The sequence below is a fragment of the Enterococcus xiangfangensis genome, from assembly GCF_005405365.1.
GTDB lineage: Bacteria > Bacillota > Bacilli > Lactobacillales > Enterococcaceae > Enterococcus_A > Enterococcus_A xiangfangensis.
The window spans coordinates 104486-124695 of record NZ_BJDX01000002.1; the positions used below are offsets into that span (position 1 = coordinate 104486).

The window sequence follows — 20210 nt, forward strand, 5'->3', positions numbered from 1 at the left end:
TTCATCAGTTAGAAACTTGCTGAATTCCTTTTTCCAGCATCGTAATTTGCAGCAAGGTTTCTTCATCTTTGACTGTTTTTGCTTTTCCATTCACTAACGTTTCGTAGATATCTTCATAGACTCGGCTGTAATCACCGATCTCTGAAACAACTTTTTCTTCGTGGTAGTTTTCCGCTTCGTCCACATATGTTAATGTTCCATAATGTTCCGGCAGATCGATCCCAAAGTCTTCGTGATCAGGCATGTAGAACATCTTCAAGTGTTCTTCTTGCCGATCCTTAGTTTCTTTGACAAAGACCCCTTTTTTCCCATAAACAACAAAACTTGGACGCTCCTTCAAACGGAAATAACTTGATTTAACAGAAACTTTCATTCGACCATAAAAGAGATCCAAGTCAAAATAATCATTCATCCGGTCCGTCCCTAAAAGCTGACGTACTTCATAGTGCACATCATCTGGCTGACCAAAATACGAGATTACTTGATCCAAAGTGTGACAAGCATGACCATATAAATAACTAGTGCCGATTGAGAATTTCTCGACACTTTCTGGTACTTCGGGGCGATAGTAATCATAATGCATCTCCACTTCAAGCAGCTCGCCAAGCACTCCACTTTCGATAACTTTTTGAACCGTCAAAAAATCTGAATCATAACGGCGATTTTGGTAACATTGAATAAATAGTCCTTTTTGATCAGCTAAACGAAATAACTCTTTAGCCTCGGCAACTGTTTCAGTAAATGGTTTTTCAATCAAAACGTTTTTTCCATGCTCCAGGACTTCTTTTCCTAATTTGAAATGTAATGGGCTCGGTGTCGTTACGACTACCAATTTAATCTCTGGGTCATTGTAGATTTCATTAATATCAGAAGTATAATTCGTTCCAGGATTTTTCGCCCAAGTGATTTTTCCGCTGGGTGAATAAATCGTTTTGACTTTGATCTTATCTATTAGTTTGGTCGAAAAAGGCAAGTGATAGCGATTCGTACTTTTCCCATTTCCAATATAGGCGATTGTTAACATAAATAAATCCCTCCAAGTTTTCTTTGTTAGCTCTATTATAGAAAAGCTTGGGACATTGAAAAAGAGCTTAGTGAAAAATAGGTCATTTCGTTCAATCATTTCTGCTTACAACTCAAAATTCTGAACATTTCTACCAAAACCCGTCATAAAAAACCGCGAACCCTTCTGAAATCTGCAAAACTGCGGTATGATAATGCTATCATTTATTTTATACCAAAACTTATCAATAACTAAGAAGGTGCCAGCATGCTTTTAAGCGACAAATTACGATTGCAAACAGATTTGACCAACACAGAAAAACGAATTGCCGACTATATTTTACAAAATTTAACAATCATTCCAGCGATCAATGTCGCGGATCTGGCCAAAAATACCTATACTTCCCATTCTTCAGTGATTCGATTAGCGAAAAAAATGGGGTACGAAGGGTTTCGTGATTTTCGCATAGCCATCTCTGAGATCGCTCACAGCGAACTTTATCGTACCGATCCAGTTGATGCTAATTTTCCCTTTTTACCGCAGGATTCAACGAAAACGATCGCCAAAAAAATCGCGGATTTGACGATTAATAGTGTGCAACGAACGCAGGCTCAATTAGACGAGCAAGTTCTCGATGCTGCTGTCGCTTTATTAGCGAAGGCTGAGCGGATTTTTTTATTTGCTCAAGGCGACTCGCAAATTCGTGCCCGCAGTTTTCAAAATAAATTGGTAAAGATCAACAAATTTTTGATCATTGCAGATGAATATGCTGACGAAGATTGGAACGCCGCTAGCCTTACAAGCAGAGATTGTGCGCTTTTCATTACTTATCGGGCAAAGGTGCCGCAATACGATCGGATGTTGAAACATTTTTTAAATGAAAATATTCCTTCGATTTTATTGACCGGCAATCATCGTTCCAGTCTGATCCCACTTGCCACCCAATCGATCGTAGCTACTCAAGAGGAAATGGACTTTTTGAAAGTCAGTACATTTTCCTCACAAGTCGCCTTTGAATACATTTTAGATACACTTTTCTCACTTTTATATGCTAAAAACTTTCAACAAAATCTTGTCGACTTTAAAAAGAAAAATGGATGGATCGAACATGGCAGCTTGTCGGAAAACCCACTTTCCGATTAAAATTGGAATTTTTACGATTGAAACCAGTCTTTCTGAGCAACTGCTTCAAAGAATTTACAGAACCTGAATCTGCCGAGCTTCCGTAAGATGAGAAAATAATCATTCAAACGACTTCTGCCGATACTGCCAAAAAAACAAAAACCCGCTCAAAGTCAATTTGGCTTCAAGTGGGTTTCTTCGTATAATTGAACTACCAGCAATGCTGGCTGTGATTTTTCACTTTGAGTCGGACACTCCTTTAATTTCAATATTAAACTTGCTTAATAGTTCGAGTGTTTCTTTAATCAGCTGGTTGCCCGTCACTAGGTCTGGATCAATGTAAAAATTGCCTTCAGGAAGTGCTCCTTGCAATGCTAAAACATTTGCTAGAACACAGACATTTGCTTCCACTCCTGTGATTTCAATTTGCTTTTTTTCTTGTTTCTTTTCTTCCGCCAATGTCCGGACGTCGATTAATGATTCCGGTGGCAATGCATAGTAATTCTTTTTGATCACATATTCTCCTGATAAAGGAGCAAGCCCCGCGATGATTTGTAATCCAAACAGTTCTTCTGATTCATCCTTGTTCTCTATTGGAATATCTCTTGTGAAAAGAACTATTTCGCCAGAATCTCTTGCTTTTTTAAGCCGCCACTGTATTTTGGGGATTAACTGTTTTGCACGGGGTACATAATTTTTGTCACTAGAATCCAGAATACGATTCTGCATATCCACAATCACTAACATCGTTATTCTCCTATTTCGATCTACCTAAGAAAAAAGAAACGATCAAGACTAAAATCACCGCACCAATGATTGAGGGTACTATCGCCATTCCGGCTAAACTCGGCCCCCAAGAACCTAGTAGTGCTTGTCCTAAAGCCGAGCCCACTAACCCCGCGACGATATTGGCAATCCAGCCCATACTGCTACCTTTACCTGTAAGCGCCCCAGCGATTATCCCAATCACGGCTCCTACGATTAGTGACCATATTAACCCCATAATAAATTCCTCCTAAACTGTAATTTTTTTATTCACCATTTGCGAATTGATTTTTTGAACTTAATCTCACAGCAGCTTTGTCCAAATGACTGTGCCGGTTTCTTTGGCTTAAACCATTTCAGCGACTTCTTCTTGGTTACTGCAACTCATTTATTCTATGGCAATAAGACTGATCTTTTGAATCGTTCCACCCATATAAACTGTTTTTGCACTTCCAGCTGATTAACGTTATTACTAAATCTGGCTTGCCAACACTTTTCGACTACTTATCACAAAAAATTCTGTCTGCACCTCGAAAACTAACAGCTTTGTAAAATAACAATAGGACTAATTTTCTAAAAATAAGATTTTTAGTTTTTCTCCCCTTCATTTATTAGCATAACTTACTTTATTCTATTTTCACAATATTACGCTTAAAACAGAACTATATCTATAAAAATAAAGCATTAAATTGATTAAAAAGAACGGGTTAAAATTTTTGATTCACTTTGTTTGGCAAGAAAAAACTAAACAATAAAATAAAAAAACAAATACTTTGCGGTAACACCTGCAAGCATTTGTTTTTCTAATATTCCAGTTTATTATGCCCCTCCTTTTGGATTGCTAAAAAAGCTATACTGAGTATCTCCTCAGTATAGCTTGACGTTTTATAAAATAAAGCTGCCGAAAATACCGGCAAACATTCCAATCACAGCGATTCCACCACCGATGATCCCTAACTCTTTCCAAGAAAAAACTGGTTTCAATAAGCTCAATGATACGATGCTAACGGCTGGTAAAGTCAGTAACAATGCTGCCGCTGGACCGCTAGTCAGACCTAACGCCATCAATACTTGGATGATCGGAATCTCGCCTGCTGTCGGAATCACAAACAACATTCCAACTACCGCAAATAAGATGATTGCTAAAATTCCGCTATTTAAATGACCGTTGTTGATCGCTGGGAACAACAATCCTTGAAATGAACCTAAAATAAAGACGATCACGATATAAGCGGGCAAGCTTTCAACGATCAGACGCCCTAAAGCTTTAAGCCAGCGGACAAGCAGAACTTGCTGCGTTTCCTCGATCGGATCAAAAATCTTAGTATCTGGAACATTGACCCGTTTGCTCTTAGAAACTTTCGAAACTACCGTTGCAATCCCTAAAACCGCGATTACGCCAAAAATAAGCCGGAAGAACGTGAATTTCCAACCAAGAACAAAGCCCATAAAAATCAATGTTGCTGGATTTAGTAAAGGATTCGCTAAGAAAAAGGCCACCACACTATTGACCGATGCTTGCGCACGCTTTAAGCCAACTGCTACTGGTGCTGTACAACATGTGCACATCATAGTAGGCATTCCTAACACCATTGCAAGTACCGAATTTCTAAATTTACTGCCGCCTAAATATTTTTTGATCATCTTCGTAGGAATCAGTACTTGGACCAATGAACCAACTATCAATCCCAATACAACCGCTTTCCAAACTGAATTGAAATAAGCGATCGTAAACGCGATCCCCGCTTCTAGTGAAAAGATTGGCGTTGATTTTCCAACATTCCCAATGATTGCATCCCCAATCGAATGAGTCGAACTTGCTGCTAATGCTTTTTGAAAATAAGGGAACCATTTCACATAAAATAAACCGACAACTAATACTAATAAAAATAATCCTATATACCAAACTAAATGCGATTTTTTCTTTACACTCTCCATCGACTACTCCCCTTTTTATTATAAAATAATAATATAGCATAAAAAAAAGGAGCATTCCATTGAAAATAAGCAATTATCAGGATAAACGGTGGCAAAAATTACTCATAAAATCAAAAAACCTACATTACAATTTTTAATTCTTAACTGTTACAAAAAACACGTATTCGTTACCAAATACGTGTTCCTGTTCGACTATTTTCATTACTATCATAGCCGTAAATTAATTTTATTTTTAACTTAATCATTCAAAGTAATAACTTCTTGGGTTTCTTTATCAAAGAAATGAGCCTTTCCTAAATTAAAGGCTAAAGCAACTTGTGCACCTGGTTTGTGGAAGTCACGTGCGTCCACTCGAGAGACAAACTCAGTATCGCCTACTTTAGTATATAAAAGCGTTTCAGCGCCTAGTAACTCAGATACCATGACTTCAGCATTTACAACCGCGCCATCAGAAGAATCCAATGCAATTTGTTCGCTATGGATATCTTCTGGACGAATCCCAAACGTAATCGTTTTTCCTTCATATCCTTTACGAACCAGTGATCTGTTCCCTCCATCAGGAACTTTTAAGCTCAAACCATGTCTATCACTGATAAACCCATCTTTTAATGTGACCTCAAAGAAATTCATCGCTGGTGAACCAATAAATCCTGCCACAAAAACATTTACTGGTGTATCGTAAACTTCTTGCGGTGTACCCACCTGTTGAATCAATCCATCCTTCATGATAACGATTCGATCAGCCATCGTCATTGCTTCAGTTTGATCATGGGTTACATAAATAGTCGTAGTCCCTAAGCTTTGATGCAGTCTGGCAATTTCTGCTCGCATTGAAACACGGAGTTTTGCATCTAAATTTGACAGAGGTTCGTCCATCAAGAAAACTTGTGCGTCACGGACAATTGCTCGACCTAGTGCTACCCGTTGTCGTTGTCCTCCCGAAAGAGCAGCTGGTTTTCGTTTGAGATACTCAGTCAATCCTAAGACATCTGCCGCACTTTCCACTCTCTTTTTAATTTCAGCTGGATCATATTTTCTTAATTTTAACCCAAAAGCCATATTGTCAAAAACGGTCATATGCGGATACAATGCATAATTCTGAAAAACCATCGCAATATCTCGGTCTTTCGGAGCTACTTCATTCATCACACGATCACCGATCTTAAACTCGCCTTCTGTAATATCTTCCAATCCCGCAATCATTCTTAAAGTAGTTGATTTCCCGCAACCTGAAGGACCAACAAAAACAATAAATTCTTTATCACCAATTTCTAAGTTAAAATCTGTGACTGAATAGTTTTCGGCATTTTCATATTTTTTATGAATATGCTTTAATGAAAGTTGTGTCATTTAAAATCCCATCCTTCTTAACCTTCTAAAGTTTCGATAGTTTTATTTCTTCCAGATTGTTAACTAGTATATCGGCATTAGGTAAATTTTTGATTGTTCCTACACCGATTGCTAGCATTCCTACTTGTTTAGCTGCTTCAATTCCTGCCTTTGCATCCTCAAAAACCATACATTTATTAGCCGGAATACCAATTCTATTTGCACCTAGTAAAAAAACTTCTGGATTAGGTTTTGCCTTTGAAACATCATTGCCATCTACAATTGCATCAAAATAATTCTGTAGTTTCGTATTTTTTAGAATAAGTCCTGCATTTTTACTTGCTGAACCAAGTGCAATTTTTATGTTCTGACGTTTTAACTGTTTTAACAGTTCCACCACACCAGGCAAGATTTCCGTTTCATCCATTTGACTAATATAACGGACATACACTTCATTTTTTTGCTCCATAAATTGTTTGCGTTCATTTTCTGTGTAGTCTTTTTCTCCTAAAGATAACAGAATTTCCAAAGACTTCACTCTAGAAACACCTTTTAATCGCTCATTATCTTCTTCTGAGAAAGAAATATTTAATTGATCTGCTAATTGTTTCCATGCTAGATAATGATACTTGGCGGTGTCTACTAAGACGCCATCAAGATCAAAGATAGCTCCAAGATACTCAGTCAAACTCTTTGCTCCTTATACTTTTTATTAATCTGGCAATATTTATTCCCGTTCGTTCTAAATTTTGTTCAGCATTTTCTAATACTTCATTCAAGCTTCCAGGCTGCCCAATAATAGGGAAACAGGCGGTAATTCCATAATCTTGAAAATCAACAATTTGCTGATCGACACTCCCACAAATTGCCAGTACTGTCGCAGTTTTAGGTGCACGCTGAGCAATTCCTACAGGTGCCTTTCCTGCCATGCTTTGTTGATCGATTTTTCCTTCACCAACAATAATAAAATCTGCATCTCGTACATGTTGATCAAAATCAAGTACATCTAAAACAAAATCAATCCCGTGAACAATTTTACCTCCAGCGAAACCAACAATTCCGGCTGCTAATCCTCCACCGGCACCACTTCCAGGGATATCTGCCAATTTCGGATCAATCAAATGATAAAATTGTTTTAATGCTTGATCAGTGACTGAAATCTCTTCAGCCGTCAATCCCTTTTGCGGACCAAAAATAGGACTTGCGCCATTTTCTCCACAGAGAACATTTTTTACATCTGTCACTGCATAGATTTTTGCGGTTAATTTTGGAACATTAGTAGTATCGATCCTGGCTACTCTTCCCAAATTTCGTCCGATTGGCTGTAATAAATTGTCTTCTCTGTCATAAAAACGATACCCTAACCCTGCAGCGAGTCCAATACCACCATCAACAGTAGCACTTCCACCAACACCAATATAAATTTTTTGGATTCCGGCTGCTTGCAACTGGAGAATCAATTCTCCTAGTCCAACTGTCATAATGTCTAGCGGTTGTCGCTGTTCTTCGGAAAACATAGGCAGCCCGACTAGATCGGCCATTTCAAAAAAAGCTTGATCCTGAAAACACATATATCTCATTGAAAATGGTTGTTCATTCCAACCACTCACAATTTGGCTTTTTTCTTCCATTAAAATATTTTGCGATAATGCATCTAATGTCCCTTCACCACCATCACCAACTGGTAGTAGGTCAATCGTTGCAGCAGGAAAAACCTGTTCAAAACTTTTTCCTAAAATCATTGCTGCTTTCTTTGCAGAAATGCTTCCTTTGAATGAATCTGGCATCATCAAGATTTTCATCGTTTTACTTTCTGCTCCATTCTAGTTTTTGCTTCAACAAGTACTCTTGTCCCTCAATTCTAATTGGTAATTCCTTTTCAGAATCCTTCATTAAAAGAATAGTATCTTGAGTCAGACGAATCGTTAGTTTCTCATTTTTCCAACAGAAAAGAAATTGCATTTGATTCCAAGCTTTTGGTAACTGTGGAGTAATTTCCAATATTTCTCCTTTTGTAATACCTGCAAAACCAAAAATTGCAGCTAACCAAACTGCACCTAATGCAGCTCCATGAATCCCCTCATCACTAGTATGAGGCAAATCATTTAAATCAATTTTACAAGCTGATTGGAACATTTCGTACGCCCATTCAGCTTCATGAATTCGTGCTGCAACAATTGCATGAATAGCTTTACTCAAAGAGGAATCGTGAATCGTCCGATTTTCATAATAATATAGATTTTGCTTGATTGTTTTAAAATCAAACGCATTTGGCTGTAAATAAAAGAGCATAACCAAGTCGGCCTGTTTCAAGATTTGTCGATCGATAACTTCTTGACGTGAATAATCTGTCAAAATCAATTGATTACCGGCCTGTTCTTTATATTTTGTCAGATCAATTACTGGTTTATTTAAAAATGTATCATCTTGTGGAACCAATCCGTCATCATTTACATTCGGTAAATACACTTTATCAAGAAATTCTTCAAATTGTTTTTGCAACTCTTGATTACCAACTTGCTGTTTTAAAGCTGCTCGTACATTATAAGCTGCTAAATAATTTGTATATGCATTGTTATCTACGTGTTCTGTATACTCATCTGGGCCAATAACATCATGAATTTCGATCCGTCCATTTACTTCTACTCCTCGACTTAACCAAAAAAGAGCGGTTTCTTTTAACAATTCTTTTCCGTATTGATCCATAAAAACTTGATCACCTGTCGATTCATAAAAATCCATCACAGCATATGCAATATCCGCAACAATATGATGTTCTGCAATCGCCGAAGAAATAATCTGACGCTTACCCGTACGGATATTTATTGCCGCGTATTTAGGGGTCTCCTCGTAACCCGTTAAAGCACTTTCCCAAGGAAACAGAGCTCCTTGATAATTATTTTTCCGGGCTTTTTCTTTAGCTCCAGCCAATCTAAGATACCGATATTGCAATAAACTTTTAGCAACTGAAGGAGAATTATGCAAGAAAAATGGCAAGATAAATATCTCTGTATCCCAGAAAACATGCCCTTTGTATCCTTCGCCAGTTAAACCTTTTGCTGCAACACTAAATTGAGGATCATTCGGCGTCATGATCTGGAGATGATAACAGGCAAAATCCAATGCCAGTTGATCAAAATTATTTTGACTATCAACTACTACCCGGTGCTCTGCCCAAAAATCAGACCAGCATTCTTTTGCTTCTTCTGTGATTTGTTCATAAGATATCTCTTCATTTACTGCTTCTTTGACAGAGTCAAATGGCTGATCATTTTCCAAACTAGAGTAAATATACCCTACTTTTTCAAAAACAAAACGCTGATTTTTCTGACAATTTTCTTGGATACTTGTTTGGATTTTCCTATTTTTAGCTGAAATAGTTCCTACTTTATTCAACCGCATCGCTAAGCCTATCGTCAAATGACTCTCAATTGTTTCATATTCAGCAGCTAGTAAACAATCATCGTATACTCGTAAATCACGTTCAATCAGATGTTGGTTTCCTCCGTTAGAAACCTGAGCATTAATTCCTGTTTTAACGCTGATTGTACAATCAGTATCTAGCGGCTCAACAATTAGTTGAAAAGCAAACTGTTCTTTCATCTTCTGACTGACAATTCGTTTGTTTATGATTCTAAACCAATCGCCTGACTGACTCTGCCATTTTAACGAACGAACGAACTCACCCGTTGATAAATCAAGAAAGCGCTGATAATTTGTTATTCGAGAAGTATTCAATGAAAAAACTTCCTCGTTGATACGTAGCTCCAATTCTGTGATATCTGGCAAATTGACTAATTCAGCAGCCTCAGTCCCGACTGTTCGATCAAAGATTCCTCGAACAAAAAAACCGCGGTCTTGATTTCGATAGTTTTCTTCATGTGTCGCGCGAATCCCCAAATAGCCATTCCCCGTGGTCATCAGTGTTGCTTCTTTATTTAATGTCTCTTCATCAAATTGATTAAATTCTATTCTCATAATTCTACTTTTCCACCTGTTTCAGCCGATTGATATAGTGCTTCAATCACTCTTTGAATAATATATCCTTGTCTGCCATCCGCAGTTACTGCTTGTGGATCACCTATGACCTTACGATAGAAATTATCAATACTGGTAAAATGATTATTATTTTCTGCTACATCAATTTGTTTTATGATCTTAAGCTCTCCCGCTTGATCTGTATAGATTTTTCCAGGATAAAGGTTCGCACCAGCTTGATCCCCACAAAGCTGAATATCTAATTCTTTCTCTGGTTGAATATTTAATGCAAACGATGTATTGATACGTAAAATTCCACCATTTTTAAATTCAATCGTACCGAATAGCGAATCCTCTACCGTATACTTTGCTGGATCCCAAGTACCAAATGTTCCTTGATTTTTTTTAGGCCCAATTTTTTGATATTGATAGGCTGAGACGGCATTTATTGTAGGAAAATCTAACAAATATAAAGCTGTGTCTAACATATGGATTCCGTAATCGATCAATGGTCCACCGCCCTGAAGCTCTTTATCAATAAAATTACCCCAACCGGGAACTCCTGAACGTCTCAAAGCATTGGCTTCGCTATAATAGATATCGCCTAATAAAGCAATATTTTCTTTTAACATTTTTGCTTCTGGAGAATAACGATGTTGAAAATCATAGGCTAAAATCGCCTCTTTTTCTTCTGCTAGTTTCCACATATTTTTTGCCTCAATACTCGTCATAGCGGGTGGCTTCTCACAAAAAACAGAACAGCCTGCTTCAAGCACGCTCATCACACTATCATAATGAAACCGATTTGGAGTGCAGATGCTTACGATATCAGGATTTTCCTTCGTAAGCATTTCTTCAATTGTAGTATAGGCATTCTTAAATTGATTATTTTGACAAAAAAGAACCCCTCTAGCTAAATCTGGATCGACTACAGCTGCTAAAATAAATTCCTCTGGCTTTGTTCGATAATAAGCTGCATGAACTTTTTCAGCTACTTGACCGGCGCCGACAATCGCTACTTTTTTCATATCTCGTTCCTTTCAAGAAAAGCATAGTTGAGAATTCAACTATGCTTTTCTCATGCATTCCTTCAAAAAGTTGATAGAGTCTTGATAAATTTTTGGAAGATCATCTCCGCGTAAACGACATTCGTATACTAAGCATCCTTCATAATTTATTTCCTTGATTGTTTTAAAATGCTCAACGAAATTGATTGCTCCCGATCCCGGTTGATAACGATGATTGTCAGCCAAATGAATATGTCCTACATAATCTTTTTGCTCAACCAAAGCTTTTGAAATACTATCTTCTTCGATATTCATATGATAAAAATCTGCTGTAATCTCAACATTTTTTAATTGGTTTTCATCAATATATTTACGAGCATCCGCCAACAAATTGATCATATGATCTTGATAACGATTTAATGGTTCTAAATAGATTTTTGTTCCTGTTTCTGAAGCAACTTTATCTAATTGGATTAGAGAATCACTAACTGCTTTGAAGTCTCCTGCTTTACTTCTTGGAGAAACCATTGGCGGTAAGCGATAAGTGAACATTCCCCAAGCCGCAGGAACAATGATCCCTTTCCCACCTACTTCTGCTAATGCTCGTAAAATTTCGGAAATTTGTTCAATCCCGCGTAAACGACGCTCCTCAATAAAATCTCCAATCCAGCCGTCATACCCATTGCACGCTGTTTCGACTAAAATTCCGGTTTCTTTAATTGCTTCTTTTACTTCTTCAGTATGTTCAATTAATAATTTCCCATCGATTTCATAAGTTTCAAAACCTAGTTCTTTGATGAATCGGAATTTTTCTTTAATATCGGTTGGGAAAAATGCTTGATCTTGTGTTCCAAATTTCATGACAAAATCTCCTCGTATATTTTATATTGTTGAATACTGCTCTCATCACTCATGGTAATGAGAGTAGGTCTGATATCTTTTATAATTCAACGCCCATTTTCACACTTAATGAAGGCTCTTTATCAACATAACGCATAAAGGCTTCCGCGCTTTCAACAAGCGGAACAATTGGTGCAACGATTTCCGTACAATCTAAGTAGCCGCTCATCAATAATTCCCAACAAGTATCCTCAATTCGTTTACGATCCCAACGTGGATACTCAGGATTTGGTTCACTTGAAGCGCGTGCAAAAATAATTTTCGCATTGTTGAAATGTGCTTCACGCCCAAAATTCAATCCTTCTGGGAAAGGTTTTGCAAAAGCCACGTAAGAGATGATGCCGCCATAGGCGATTCCTCGTAAAGAAGCTTGCAAAGCACTGGCTGCGCCACTAGTTTCAATGACAGAATCTACACCTTGTTTATTGGTAAATTCTTTTAATTTAAAACCGACATCTTCTGTAATTGGATTTAAACTATGGACTGCTCCAAATTTTTCAGCTAATTTACGACGTTCTTCGATTGGATCGATTGCAATGACTTTCGCACCAGCGTTCACTGCGATTTGAACAGCGATTAATCCAATTGCTCCAAGTCCAAAAACTGCAACCGCATCTCCTGCGCGAACATTTGCTACTCGTGTCCCACCCATTGCAAATTGTGCTGGATCATAACATACGGCATTTTTCCAATTATCAAAACTTGCCATCTTCCGAAGCTTGTAGTTATTTACACCTTTTGCAATCACAGTTTCTCGAATCGGACCATATGTGCAAACAATATCCCCAATTTGATATTCACTAACAGCGCTGCCTATTTCTGCGACTTCACCAACGACCATATTTCCTAACGGCAGATCACCAAACTCAATACCGCGAGGGCTTCCTTCTTCACGAGGCATAAACATATTCCATTCTGAAGAAAACTCATCATCGATAAAAGGACTGATTCCTCTAAAATCTACTACCTCTGTTCCTGGTTTTGGAGAGGCATATTTTACTTTGATCAATACTTCATCTTCTGTAATATTTCTTTCTTCATATTCTTTTAAACCTGCTACTCGTGGTTCAAGTGCGACTAATTTTTTCATGCTTTTCATCCTCTTTTTTTAATATTATCCTTTGACGCCGCCTTCAATGGCTCCGCCTTTAATAAACCGTTCTGAAAGTGAGTACATAATTACTACTGGTAAAGCAGTAATTAATGAAGCTGCCATCATCCTACCCCAAACATAATCTGGCGTACTGAATAGCGTATTCAAACCGATCGGCAATGTAAATTTATCTGTCGATGATAAGAAAATCGATGCAAATAGGAAATCATTCCAAGAAACCATAAAGCAATATACAAAGACTGAGATAATCCCTGAAAAAGCCAATGGAATCATAATTTGAATAATGATTTGAAAACGACTTAACCCGTCGATCATTGCTGCTTCTTCGATATCTTTAGGAATCGTTTCAAAGTAGCTACGCAACATGAAAATAGCAGTCGGCAGTGTTTGAACGACCATTGTAATAACTAATGACGTTCTCGTATCGTAGAGTCCTAGTGAAGAAATGATTTTAAACAATGGAACAACGATCAAAATTCCTGAGAACATATATACTGTATAAAAACTTGCATTAATCTTATTACGTCCTTTGAAATTTAGTCGTGCTAATGCGTATGCACCACCAATTCCAATAATTACCGCAATTACCGAAGCAAACAACGAAATGATGAAACTATTTTTAAAGTAATCAACAAACGGGAATATTTCTGGGTTAAAGATGTCGACAAAATGTTCCGTTGTAAATTGATGCGGTAAAATTGTCGGTGTAGTTGATATCGCTTCACTGCTCCCTTTAAACGCCGTCATCAACATGATCCAAAAAGGAAACAAATTGATTGCTGAAAAGCAAATGACCATGGCATAAAAGAAAATCCGTTTCACTTTTTTATTTTTAGCCATTATTTAGATCCACCCGCTTTCTTGAAATTAAAATCACAACGGCAATGATAACAAATAAAATTACTGAAATAGCTGAAGCCTTGCCTAAATCATTAAAAGCAAAGGCTGTTTTATAAAGATAAACACCTAGTATATCAACTTTATTTGTCAGCAAGTACACGTCCGTAAACATGTAGAACATCCAGATTGATCGTAGTACAACGACTGTTGCTAGTACTGGTTTGATCGCTGGTAGAGTAACAATTTTAAATTTTTGCCAAAAATTTGCACCATCAATATCTGCAGCTTCATACAAACTTTTATCGACTGTCTGTAAAATCGCTAGTAATGAAATAAACGCATACGGATAGTAGCGCCAAATCGCGAAAATAACGACTAGTGCAAAGCTGGAACCAGGATTATCAAACCATAATGGAGCTTCACTAAAGAGATGCAGCTTATCTACAATAAAGTGATTGATAATTCCGTAACCGTTGTTGAACATATACTTCCAAGCAAAGATCAATGAAATTGACGGTGTAACATAACTTAAAATGATCAAAGAACGAACCAATCCGCGATATTTAAACTCTCGGTTAAATGCGATGGCTACTGCTAAACCTAAAGCAGTGCTTCCCAAAACAACTAGTACCGTATAAGCAACCGTCAAACCTAACGACTTATAAAACGCAGGATCTTTTAAAATATCCAAATAATTGTTTAACCCAACAAAAGTAGATTTTAGATTTGCGTTTAACGGCAAATCTAAAAAACTAATTTGAATGTTCGACAACATTGGAAAGAAAACCAATACAGCTAATAAAATCATGCTCGGCGCTAGTAACGCGATAGCAAATTTTGTATCCGCTTTTTTTGCTACATTTTTCATAGTCCACTCCTACTTTTCAAATGATTCTTGAGCAGTTTTTAATGCGTCTTCTGGTGTTTTTTTTCCGACAGTTACACTGTTGACTGCTTTTGAAATTGCCCCTGAACTAGTAATATCTCCCATTTTTGTGAAGTTTTTATCGCCAACTAAGCCAAATACTTGCACTTTATCAAATGAGCTAGCAATTTCTTTAGGAAGTTCACCAAACGCACTAATTACTTCGTTTGATTGATAAGAAGAACTATCCACTACCTTTTTATTAACTGGTTGTGCGCCTCCTGGTGACATCAAGACCCATTTTTCCATGTTTTGTGCTTCAGATAAGTATTCAATAAATTTTTCAGAAGCAGCTTTTTGTTCCTTATCTAAACCAGATGAAATTGTTAAACCTGAGACCGTACCATAAACGGCTTCTTGTTTATTTGTTGGAATAGCAAACCCGATCTCTCCTGCTTTTCCTTCTTCAAACACAGATGGCAAAATATATGTTGAATAAATTGCCATTGGTACTGATCCATTCATGAATGCGTCCTTGATCTCAGTTACATCGTTTGATCCCGGCATCGTAAATTCTGACAACTCTTTGTAATACTCTAAAGCCTTTTTCATCTCTGGTGTATCGATCGTTACTTTCCCTTTGCTGTCTAAGACGTTCGCATCGTTTGAAAGAGCAAATTGTGAAAAGGCTTGTTCAGTCATAGTGCTGTCAGCTGTCGGCATAGCGATCCCATATTTTTTATTGCTAGCATCATTGAAGTGTTTCGCGATTTCTAATACTGATTCCCAAGTTGTAGGTTCTGAAAATCCTGCATCACTTAAGGATTTTTTGTTATACCAAATGCCTTGAACCCAACCGCTGATTGGTGCCGCAATATAGCCTGATCCGTCTTCTGACCGAACTAATTTTTTTGCACCATCATAATAGTTGTCTTCGCCAACTTTTTTCATAACATCTCCAACTGCCTGTTGATCAATCAGCTCATCTTTATCCATTACTTTTGCAAAATCTTGGCTAACTTCAATAACTCCAGGAAGTTTATTCGAACGGGCCAAAGTAACGACCTTTGTATTGTAAGCATCTTCTTCAACAGGAATCTGTTTTACTTTGATGTCAGGATTGTCTTTCTCAAAATCAGCAACTAATTTGTCAATGACTTTTAGCCGATCTTGTTCCACAGAAGAGTGCATAAATTCAATGGTTGTTTTTCCATCTTCCTTTGCACTTCCTCCGCCACAAGCTCCCAAAGTCAGAGCCAACATCGCCAGTGCAGTACCAAAAATCACTTTCTTTGCTTTCATCTTACTGTCTCCTTTTTAGATATTTTTATTTTTTTCTCAGCCAAACAAATTGATACGGTTCCAAAATGATCTCTTGTTCGATTTGACACTCATTTTTCGTTAACAAATTAACGTAGGTCCCTGCTTCAAGTGAAATGGTTTGATTTTTGTCGCACATATTATGCAACGCATAGACTTCCTCATTGCGTACAAGACCAAACGTCGTACTTGTTGTAGACAGAATTCGCATCGAATGATCTGGATGGAATGCTGTCTCATTTCGCCGTAACTGGATCAATTCTTGTAATTGACGATAAACTTGGTTTCTCAATGAGCCAACTTCTAATAGGCTGTCATAAATTTCTGAAGCTTCATATTTTTCCCGATTGATGGTTCGATTAGCGCCAGTTTGCTCTACCCCTTCATAATAATTGCGCCCGCCTAAAATACTTTGAATATAAACTGCTGGTATACCAACAATAGTCAACAAGATCGAGTGAGCCAGCATAAAACGTTTCACTCTCAATTCATCACCATCTGTTCGATTGCTTAACGCATCTATATAAGTAGTATTGATTTCATAAGGGCTAAATGAACCATCAGGATTCTGTTTGTAATTAACTAAAGCGCCTCCTTTTTCTAAATCAGCGACTAACTCAAGAATTTCATCTTCGTCAATGATTCCTCGAACTGGATTCATCCCAATTCCATCATGCGAAGCTAAAAAATTGAAGAAACTAGTTTCTTTTGTCGGAGGGGTGACCTCACTAGCCCATTTTTGCAAGTAGCTAGTATTCCCTGTTCGAACAGCATGTAACACTAATGGAGGTAAAGGAAATTGATAAACCATCTGTGCTTCATTTGTTCCATCTCCCAAATAGCTGATATTATCTTTATGCGGAACATTTGTCTCCGTGATCAATACTGTACCTGGTGCCACTTCATCAACGATGCTGCGGAAAAGCTGAATGATTTTATGTGTCTTAGTTAGGTGAATACTGCTGGTTCCTAATTCCTTCCACAAAAATCCAACCGCGTCCAATCGAACAAAATCAGCTCCTTGATCTACATAAAAAAGTAATACATCGATCATTCGTAAAAGAACTTTCGGATTAGTAAAATTCAAATCAACTTGATCGTCACTAAATGTCGTCCAAACGTGACGTGTTTTCCCATCAGAATCCTTAAACTCTGAAAGTAAAGGTGAAGTTCTTGGCCGCGTAACCATACTCAAATCTGTTGATGGATCAACATCTATAAAGAAATTGTCGTACCCAGGCTGATTTTCTAAGTATCCTCGAAACCAATTACTTTTTGCAGACATATGATTGCATACAAAATCAAACATCAAACGGGCTTCACGGTTCATTACTTGTACATCTGCCCAATCACCAAGTTCTGGATTGACTTGTTCATAATCGATTACTGAAAAACCATCATCTGAGCTATATGGAAAAAACGGCAAGAAATGAACGATTGGAAAAGTATCAGAGAAAAACTTCCGATAAACGTTTTTAAAAGTCGTTAATTTCGATTCTCCCTCACGATAAAATTGATCACCATAAGTAATCAAAAACACATCGTCTTGGTCCCATTGAATTTTTCTAGGTCGAATTTTTTTATTTTTGTACCCGTCAATTCGTTCAGTAATCGACTCGGTTAAAAATTCAACATCCACTTCATCTGAAAAAACCTCTTGAATTAATTGTTTGATCAATGATAAAACCCCTTTCCGTGGGACCGCTCCCACTCTACACCAAAATAATATTATAGTAAGCGGTTTCTATCAATTGATTTTTTATGAATTTATTTACTTTTATAGACAAATACCTGATATTCCAGTAGAATATCCTTAAATGGTACCGCTCCCAAGTTAGGAGGATTTCTTTTGAAACCAACAATTTATGACATCGCTGAGAAGTCTGGAGTGTCTAAATCCACAGTTTCTCGTGTATTGAACAATCAAGAAAATATTTCACCAGAGGCCAAAGAAAAAGTTTTAGCTGCGATTAAGGAATTAAATTATATGCCTAGCAAATTAGCTCGCGGTCTAACTGGCAATGGATTTGATGCGATATTGGCTATTTCTCATCGCTCAGTCAGCTCGACTAGCGGTAATCCTTTCTTTTCCGATGTTATTCAATCAATATCAGCAGTTTCAGAAAAAAATGATTTTGATTTAATTCTGCAAACTTCTAAAAATAATCAAGAAGAAGCTCAAAAGATCAGAAATAAACTTAATGAAAAACTGATCCGTGGAATTATTATTCTTAGCTCTTCTCAAGATGAAGAATATTTGGAGGAGTTAGATGCTCTCCAACTCCCTATTGTAATTATTGGGAAAGTAGAAAAAGAATATGAATTTATCTATTCGATTGACACGGATAACTACAGTGATAGCTACCAAATGATCCAAACATTGATTGATTTAGGTCATAAAAATATTGCTTGCCTCCATGCCCCCTTAGATATCCATGTTTCATCTGATCGGGTAAACGGGTATCGCAAAGCGCTATTCGATAACTATTTAGACATTAAAAGTGATTGGATCGTAGATGGTGGTTATGTCCTTGAAGATTCAATTCAAGCAGCTAAAAAATTGATCACAAGTAAACAATTACCTAGTGCTATTTTTGCGACAGATGCTTTAAAAGCCTTAAGCTTATTTCAAGTGATCGAAAAGGAAGGTTACAAGATTCCCGATAATTTTTCATTGATTGCCTTTAATGATGAATCCTATTCTGCCTTTTTCACTCCTCGTCTGTCAGGAATCAATGTTCCAACAAATATTTTGGGTACAAAAGCAACTGAACTGTTATTTAAACTAATTAACGGTGAGAAAAATTTACCAAAAAAAATCGTCGTGCCAACAAAATTAAAGCTAACTAATTCTGTTTCAAAAATAGGTAAATAATTTTTAATTAGAATTCTAATCAAGCTGAAGGTTTTAGAGTTCATTTCTTACTGATACATTTTTAGTGGCTCAAGAATTTTTAAGTCGCTAATTTGAATAGTAGGATTCTTAAACGCTCTCTATTTTAGAGCCAATCTTTCTTGATTATTCATTCACTTGATAAACGAATCCCCCTTGCCCATATTTATTGGCTCAAGGGGGATTCATTTATTATTTCCTTAAAGTTCTTTTAAAGAAGACGGTATCGACATCCATTAAATGGTAGTCTTTTGGCATTTCTGATTTTTTTATTCGTTGGAATCCATTTTTTTGGTAGAATTTTTGGGCGGCTTTTAGGACTTCGACAGTCCCTAAATACAAATACTTGTATCCTTGTTTTTCACAATCAGCGACCAGCATATCAAGTAATTTTTTCCCGATTTGTTTTTCTCCGCGGAAATTTTTTGCCACAAACATTTTTTTGATCGCGCCACAATGATTCTCCAGTTTTACTAAAGCGATCGTCCCAATAACTTGATCGTCAGCAAGAGCGAGCCAAAAATTCCCGCCAGTCTCGATGTATTCTTCCGTTATTTTTAGTAGATCCGGCTGATCTTCTACAGTGAGATCAATCTGAAATTCGTCTCTTTGAATAGAAAGAATCAGCTCAATAACTTCTTGTGTATATTTTTCTTCAAACGGGATAATCTTTGACAATTATGACCACTCCTTTTCCTATTTTTTCAGTTCATTCGGAACAACTTTCGACAATATTCGTTCGACTGTCCTCATGGCATCGATCAATTGCTGATAGTTTTCAGTATCTAAAGGTGCTAATAAGTCTAAAACTTTTTGATTTGACTGTTCTTCTACATAGTCGTTTAATTTCAAGCCTTTTTCAGTAAGTTGAAGCTGGGAACTTCGGCTATCCTCAGGATTTTTCTTTTTAAAAAGATACCCTTCACGTTCTAGTTTGCTCAACTTTCGACTTAAGTAACTCTTTTTGATGTTCAAACATTGCGTCAAGTCATTGGCGGTAACAGCCGGCTGGCGGCCGATCTCACCTAAGATTCGCATTTCGATCATTGAATAATCTAGATCAAAGACTTTTTGATCAAACACTCCTAAAATTCTTGTATAGTAACGATTGAATCTTCTAACAGCTTGGAGATCCA

19 protein-coding genes are annotated in these 20210 nt (G+C 37.1%); 2 read left to right on the top strand and 17 right to left on the bottom strand.

Annotation, left to right across the window (positions count from 1 at the left end):
* Positions 1-4: 4 nt before the first annotated feature.
* A complete protein-coding gene (locus FFM68_RS02645; RefSeq protein WP_137617892.1) occupies positions 5-1024 on the bottom strand; it encodes a Gfo/Idh/MocA family oxidoreductase in 1020 nt (339 codons plus the stop codon).
* A 246-nt stretch (positions 1025-1270) separates the two neighbouring features.
* On the opposite strand from FFM68_RS02645, the gene FFM68_RS02650 reads away from it, so the two are divergent.
* Positions 1271-2146, top strand: coding sequence for a MurR/RpiR family transcriptional regulator (locus FFM68_RS02650; RefSeq protein WP_137617893.1), 876 nt, complete (start codon positions 1271-1273; stop codon positions 2144-2146).
* A gap of 216 nt (positions 2147-2362) precedes the next feature.
* Here the strand turns inward: FFM68_RS02650 and FFM68_RS02655 are convergent, their stop codons facing one another.
* The 14 genes from FFM68_RS02655 to FFM68_RS02720 all read right to left on the bottom strand — a co-directional run bounded on the left by FFM68_RS02655 (position 2363) and on the right by FFM68_RS02720 (position 17859).
* Positions 2363-2872, bottom strand: a complete 510-nt coding sequence (locus FFM68_RS02655; RefSeq protein ID WP_137617894.1) for a cysteine hydrolase family protein — start codon at positions 2870-2872, stop codon at positions 2363-2365.
* A 10-nt stretch (positions 2873-2882) separates the two neighbouring features.
* Positions 2883-3128: a GlsB/YeaQ/YmgE family stress response membrane protein gene (locus tag FFM68_RS02660; RefSeq protein ID WP_137617895.1), complete on the bottom strand. Its 246-nt coding sequence runs from the start codon at positions 3126-3128 to the stop codon at positions 2883-2885.
* 647 nt (positions 3129-3775) lie between these two features.
* Positions 3776-4828 carry a permease gene (locus tag FFM68_RS02665; protein WP_137617896.1) on the bottom strand — a complete coding sequence of 351 codons (1053 nt, stop codon included), beginning with the start codon at positions 4826-4828 and terminating at the stop codon, positions 3776-3778.
* Positions 4829-5065: 237 nt separating this feature from the next.
* On the bottom strand, positions 5066-6178 hold the full coding sequence (locus FFM68_RS02670; RefSeq protein WP_137617897.1) for an ABC transporter ATP-binding protein: 1113 nt from the start codon (positions 6176-6178) through the stop codon (positions 5066-5068).
* A 25-nt stretch (positions 6179-6203) separates the two neighbouring features.
* Positions 6204-6845, bottom strand: a complete 642-nt coding sequence (pgmB, locus tag FFM68_RS02675) for a beta-phosphoglucomutase (RefSeq protein WP_137617898.1) — start codon at positions 6843-6845, stop codon at positions 6204-6206.
* Positions 6838-7959 (bottom strand): glycerate kinase, encoded by a 1122-nt coding sequence (locus FFM68_RS02680; RefSeq protein WP_137617899.1) that lies wholly within the window; start codon positions 7957-7959, stop codon positions 6838-6840. Before FFM68_RS02680 ends, pgmB begins: the two co-directional genes overlap by 8 nt.
* A 4-nt stretch (positions 7960-7963) precedes the next feature.
* The gene (locus FFM68_RS02685) at positions 7964-10135 is read right to left on the bottom strand and encodes a glycoside hydrolase family 65 protein (RefSeq protein WP_137617900.1); all 2172 of its coding nucleotides are present in this window, start codon (positions 10133-10135) and stop codon (positions 7964-7966) included.
* Positions 10132-11163 (bottom strand): Gfo/Idh/MocA family protein, encoded by a 1032-nt coding sequence (locus FFM68_RS02690; RefSeq protein WP_137617901.1) that lies wholly within the window; start codon positions 11161-11163, stop codon positions 10132-10134. The genes FFM68_RS02685 and FFM68_RS02690 overlap by 4 nt, the downstream gene beginning before the upstream one ends.
* Positions 11164-11202: 39 nt before the next feature.
* Positions 11203-12003, bottom strand: a complete 801-nt coding sequence (locus FFM68_RS02695; protein ID WP_137617902.1) for a sugar phosphate isomerase/epimerase family protein — start codon at positions 12001-12003, stop codon at positions 11203-11205.
* A 79-nt stretch (positions 12004-12082) separates the two neighbouring features.
* Entirely contained in the window at positions 12083-13132 is a 1050-nt protein-coding gene (locus tag FFM68_RS02700) for a zinc-dependent alcohol dehydrogenase (protein ID WP_137617903.1), read from the bottom strand.
* 24 nt (positions 13133-13156) lie between these two features.
* Positions 13157-13996, bottom strand: a complete 840-nt coding sequence (locus FFM68_RS02705; protein ID WP_137617904.1) for a carbohydrate ABC transporter permease — start codon at positions 13994-13996, stop codon at positions 13157-13159.
* Entirely contained in the window at positions 13989-14864 is an 876-nt protein-coding gene (locus FFM68_RS02710) for a carbohydrate ABC transporter permease (RefSeq protein ID WP_137617905.1), read from the bottom strand. Before FFM68_RS02710 ends, FFM68_RS02705 begins: the two co-directional genes overlap by 8 nt.
* A gap of 9 nt (positions 14865-14873) precedes the next feature.
* Positions 14874-16163: an ABC transporter substrate-binding protein gene (locus FFM68_RS02715; protein ID WP_137617906.1), complete on the bottom strand. Its 1290-nt coding sequence runs from the start codon at positions 16161-16163 to the stop codon at positions 14874-14876.
* A 25-nt stretch (positions 16164-16188) separates the two neighbouring features.
* Positions 16189-17859 (bottom strand): sugar phosphorylase, encoded by a 1671-nt coding sequence (locus tag FFM68_RS02720; RefSeq protein WP_137617907.1) that lies wholly within the window; start codon positions 17857-17859, stop codon positions 16189-16191.
* A 171-nt stretch (positions 17860-18030) separates the two neighbouring features.
* Here FFM68_RS02720 and FFM68_RS02725 point away from each other — a divergent pair, with 171 nt between their 5' ends.
* Positions 18031-19056, top strand: coding sequence for a LacI family DNA-binding transcriptional regulator (locus FFM68_RS02725; protein WP_137617908.1), 1026 nt, complete (start codon positions 18031-18033; stop codon positions 19054-19056).
* 210 nt (positions 19057-19266) lie between these two features.
* On the opposite strand, the gene FFM68_RS02730 is transcribed toward FFM68_RS02725, so the two are convergent.
* Together FFM68_RS02730 and FFM68_RS02735 are read right to left on the bottom strand one after the other, a co-directional pair.
* Positions 19267-19752, bottom strand: coding sequence for a GNAT family N-acetyltransferase (locus FFM68_RS02730; RefSeq protein ID WP_137617909.1), 486 nt, complete (start codon positions 19750-19752; stop codon positions 19267-19269).
* 18 nt (positions 19753-19770) lie between these two features.
* A complete protein-coding gene (locus FFM68_RS02735) occupies positions 19771-20157 on the bottom strand; it encodes a MarR family winged helix-turn-helix transcriptional regulator (RefSeq protein ID WP_244925803.1) in 387 nt (128 codons plus the stop codon).
* Positions 20158-20210 lie beyond the last annotated feature (53 nt).

Excerpts from the sequence above, each read along its gene's own strand:
- FFM68_RS02715 (WP_137617906.1), bottom strand. The coding sequence starts at position 16,163 with ATGAAAGCAAAGAAAGTGATTTTTGGTACTGCACTGGCGATGTTGGCT.
- FFM68_RS02670 (WP_137617897.1), bottom strand. The coding sequence starts at position 6,178 with ATGACACAACTTTCATTAAAGCATATTCATAAAAAATATGAAAATGCC.
- FFM68_RS02690 (WP_137617901.1), bottom strand. The coding sequence starts at position 11,163 with ATGAAAAAAGTAGCGATTGTCGGCGCCGGTCAAGTAGCTGAAAAAGTT.
- FFM68_RS02695 (WP_137617902.1), bottom strand. The coding sequence starts at position 12,003 with ATGAAATTTGGAACACAAGATCAAGCATTTTTCCCAACCGATATTAAA.
- FFM68_RS02705 (WP_137617904.1), bottom strand. The coding sequence starts at position 13,996 with ATGGCTAAAAATAAAAAAGTGAAACGGATTTTCTTTTATGCCATGGTC.
- FFM68_RS02685 (WP_137617900.1), bottom strand. The coding sequence starts at position 10,135 with ATGAGAATAGAATTTAATCAATTTGATGAAGAGACATTAAATAAAGAA.
- FFM68_RS02655 (WP_137617894.1), bottom strand. The coding sequence starts at position 2,872 with ATGTTAGTGATTGTGGATATGCAGAATCGTATTCTGGATTCTAGTGAC.
- FFM68_RS02660 (WP_137617895.1), bottom strand. The coding sequence starts at position 3,128 with ATGGGGTTAATATGGTCACTAATCGTAGGAGCCGTGATTGGGATAATC.
- FFM68_RS02650 (WP_137617893.1), top strand. The coding sequence starts at position 1,271 with ATGCTTTTAAGCGACAAATTACGATTGCAAACAGATTTGACCAACACA.
- FFM68_RS02665 (WP_137617896.1), bottom strand. The coding sequence starts at position 4,828 with ATGGAGAGTGTAAAGAAAAAATCGCATTTAGTTTGGTATATAGGATTA.
- FFM68_RS02710 (WP_137617905.1), bottom strand. The coding sequence starts at position 14,864 with ATGAAAAATGTAGCAAAAAAAGCGGATACAAAATTTGCTATCGCGTTA.
- FFM68_RS02645 (WP_137617892.1), bottom strand. The coding sequence starts at position 1,024 with ATGTTAACAATCGCCTATATTGGAAATGGGAAAAGTACGAATCGCTAT.
- FFM68_RS02680 (WP_137617899.1), bottom strand. The coding sequence starts at position 7,959 with ATGAAAATCTTGATGATGCCAGATTCATTCAAAGGAAGCATTTCTGCA.
- FFM68_RS02700 (WP_137617903.1), bottom strand. The coding sequence starts at position 13,132 with ATGAAAAAATTAGTCGCACTTGAACCACGAGTAGCAGGTTTAAAAGAA.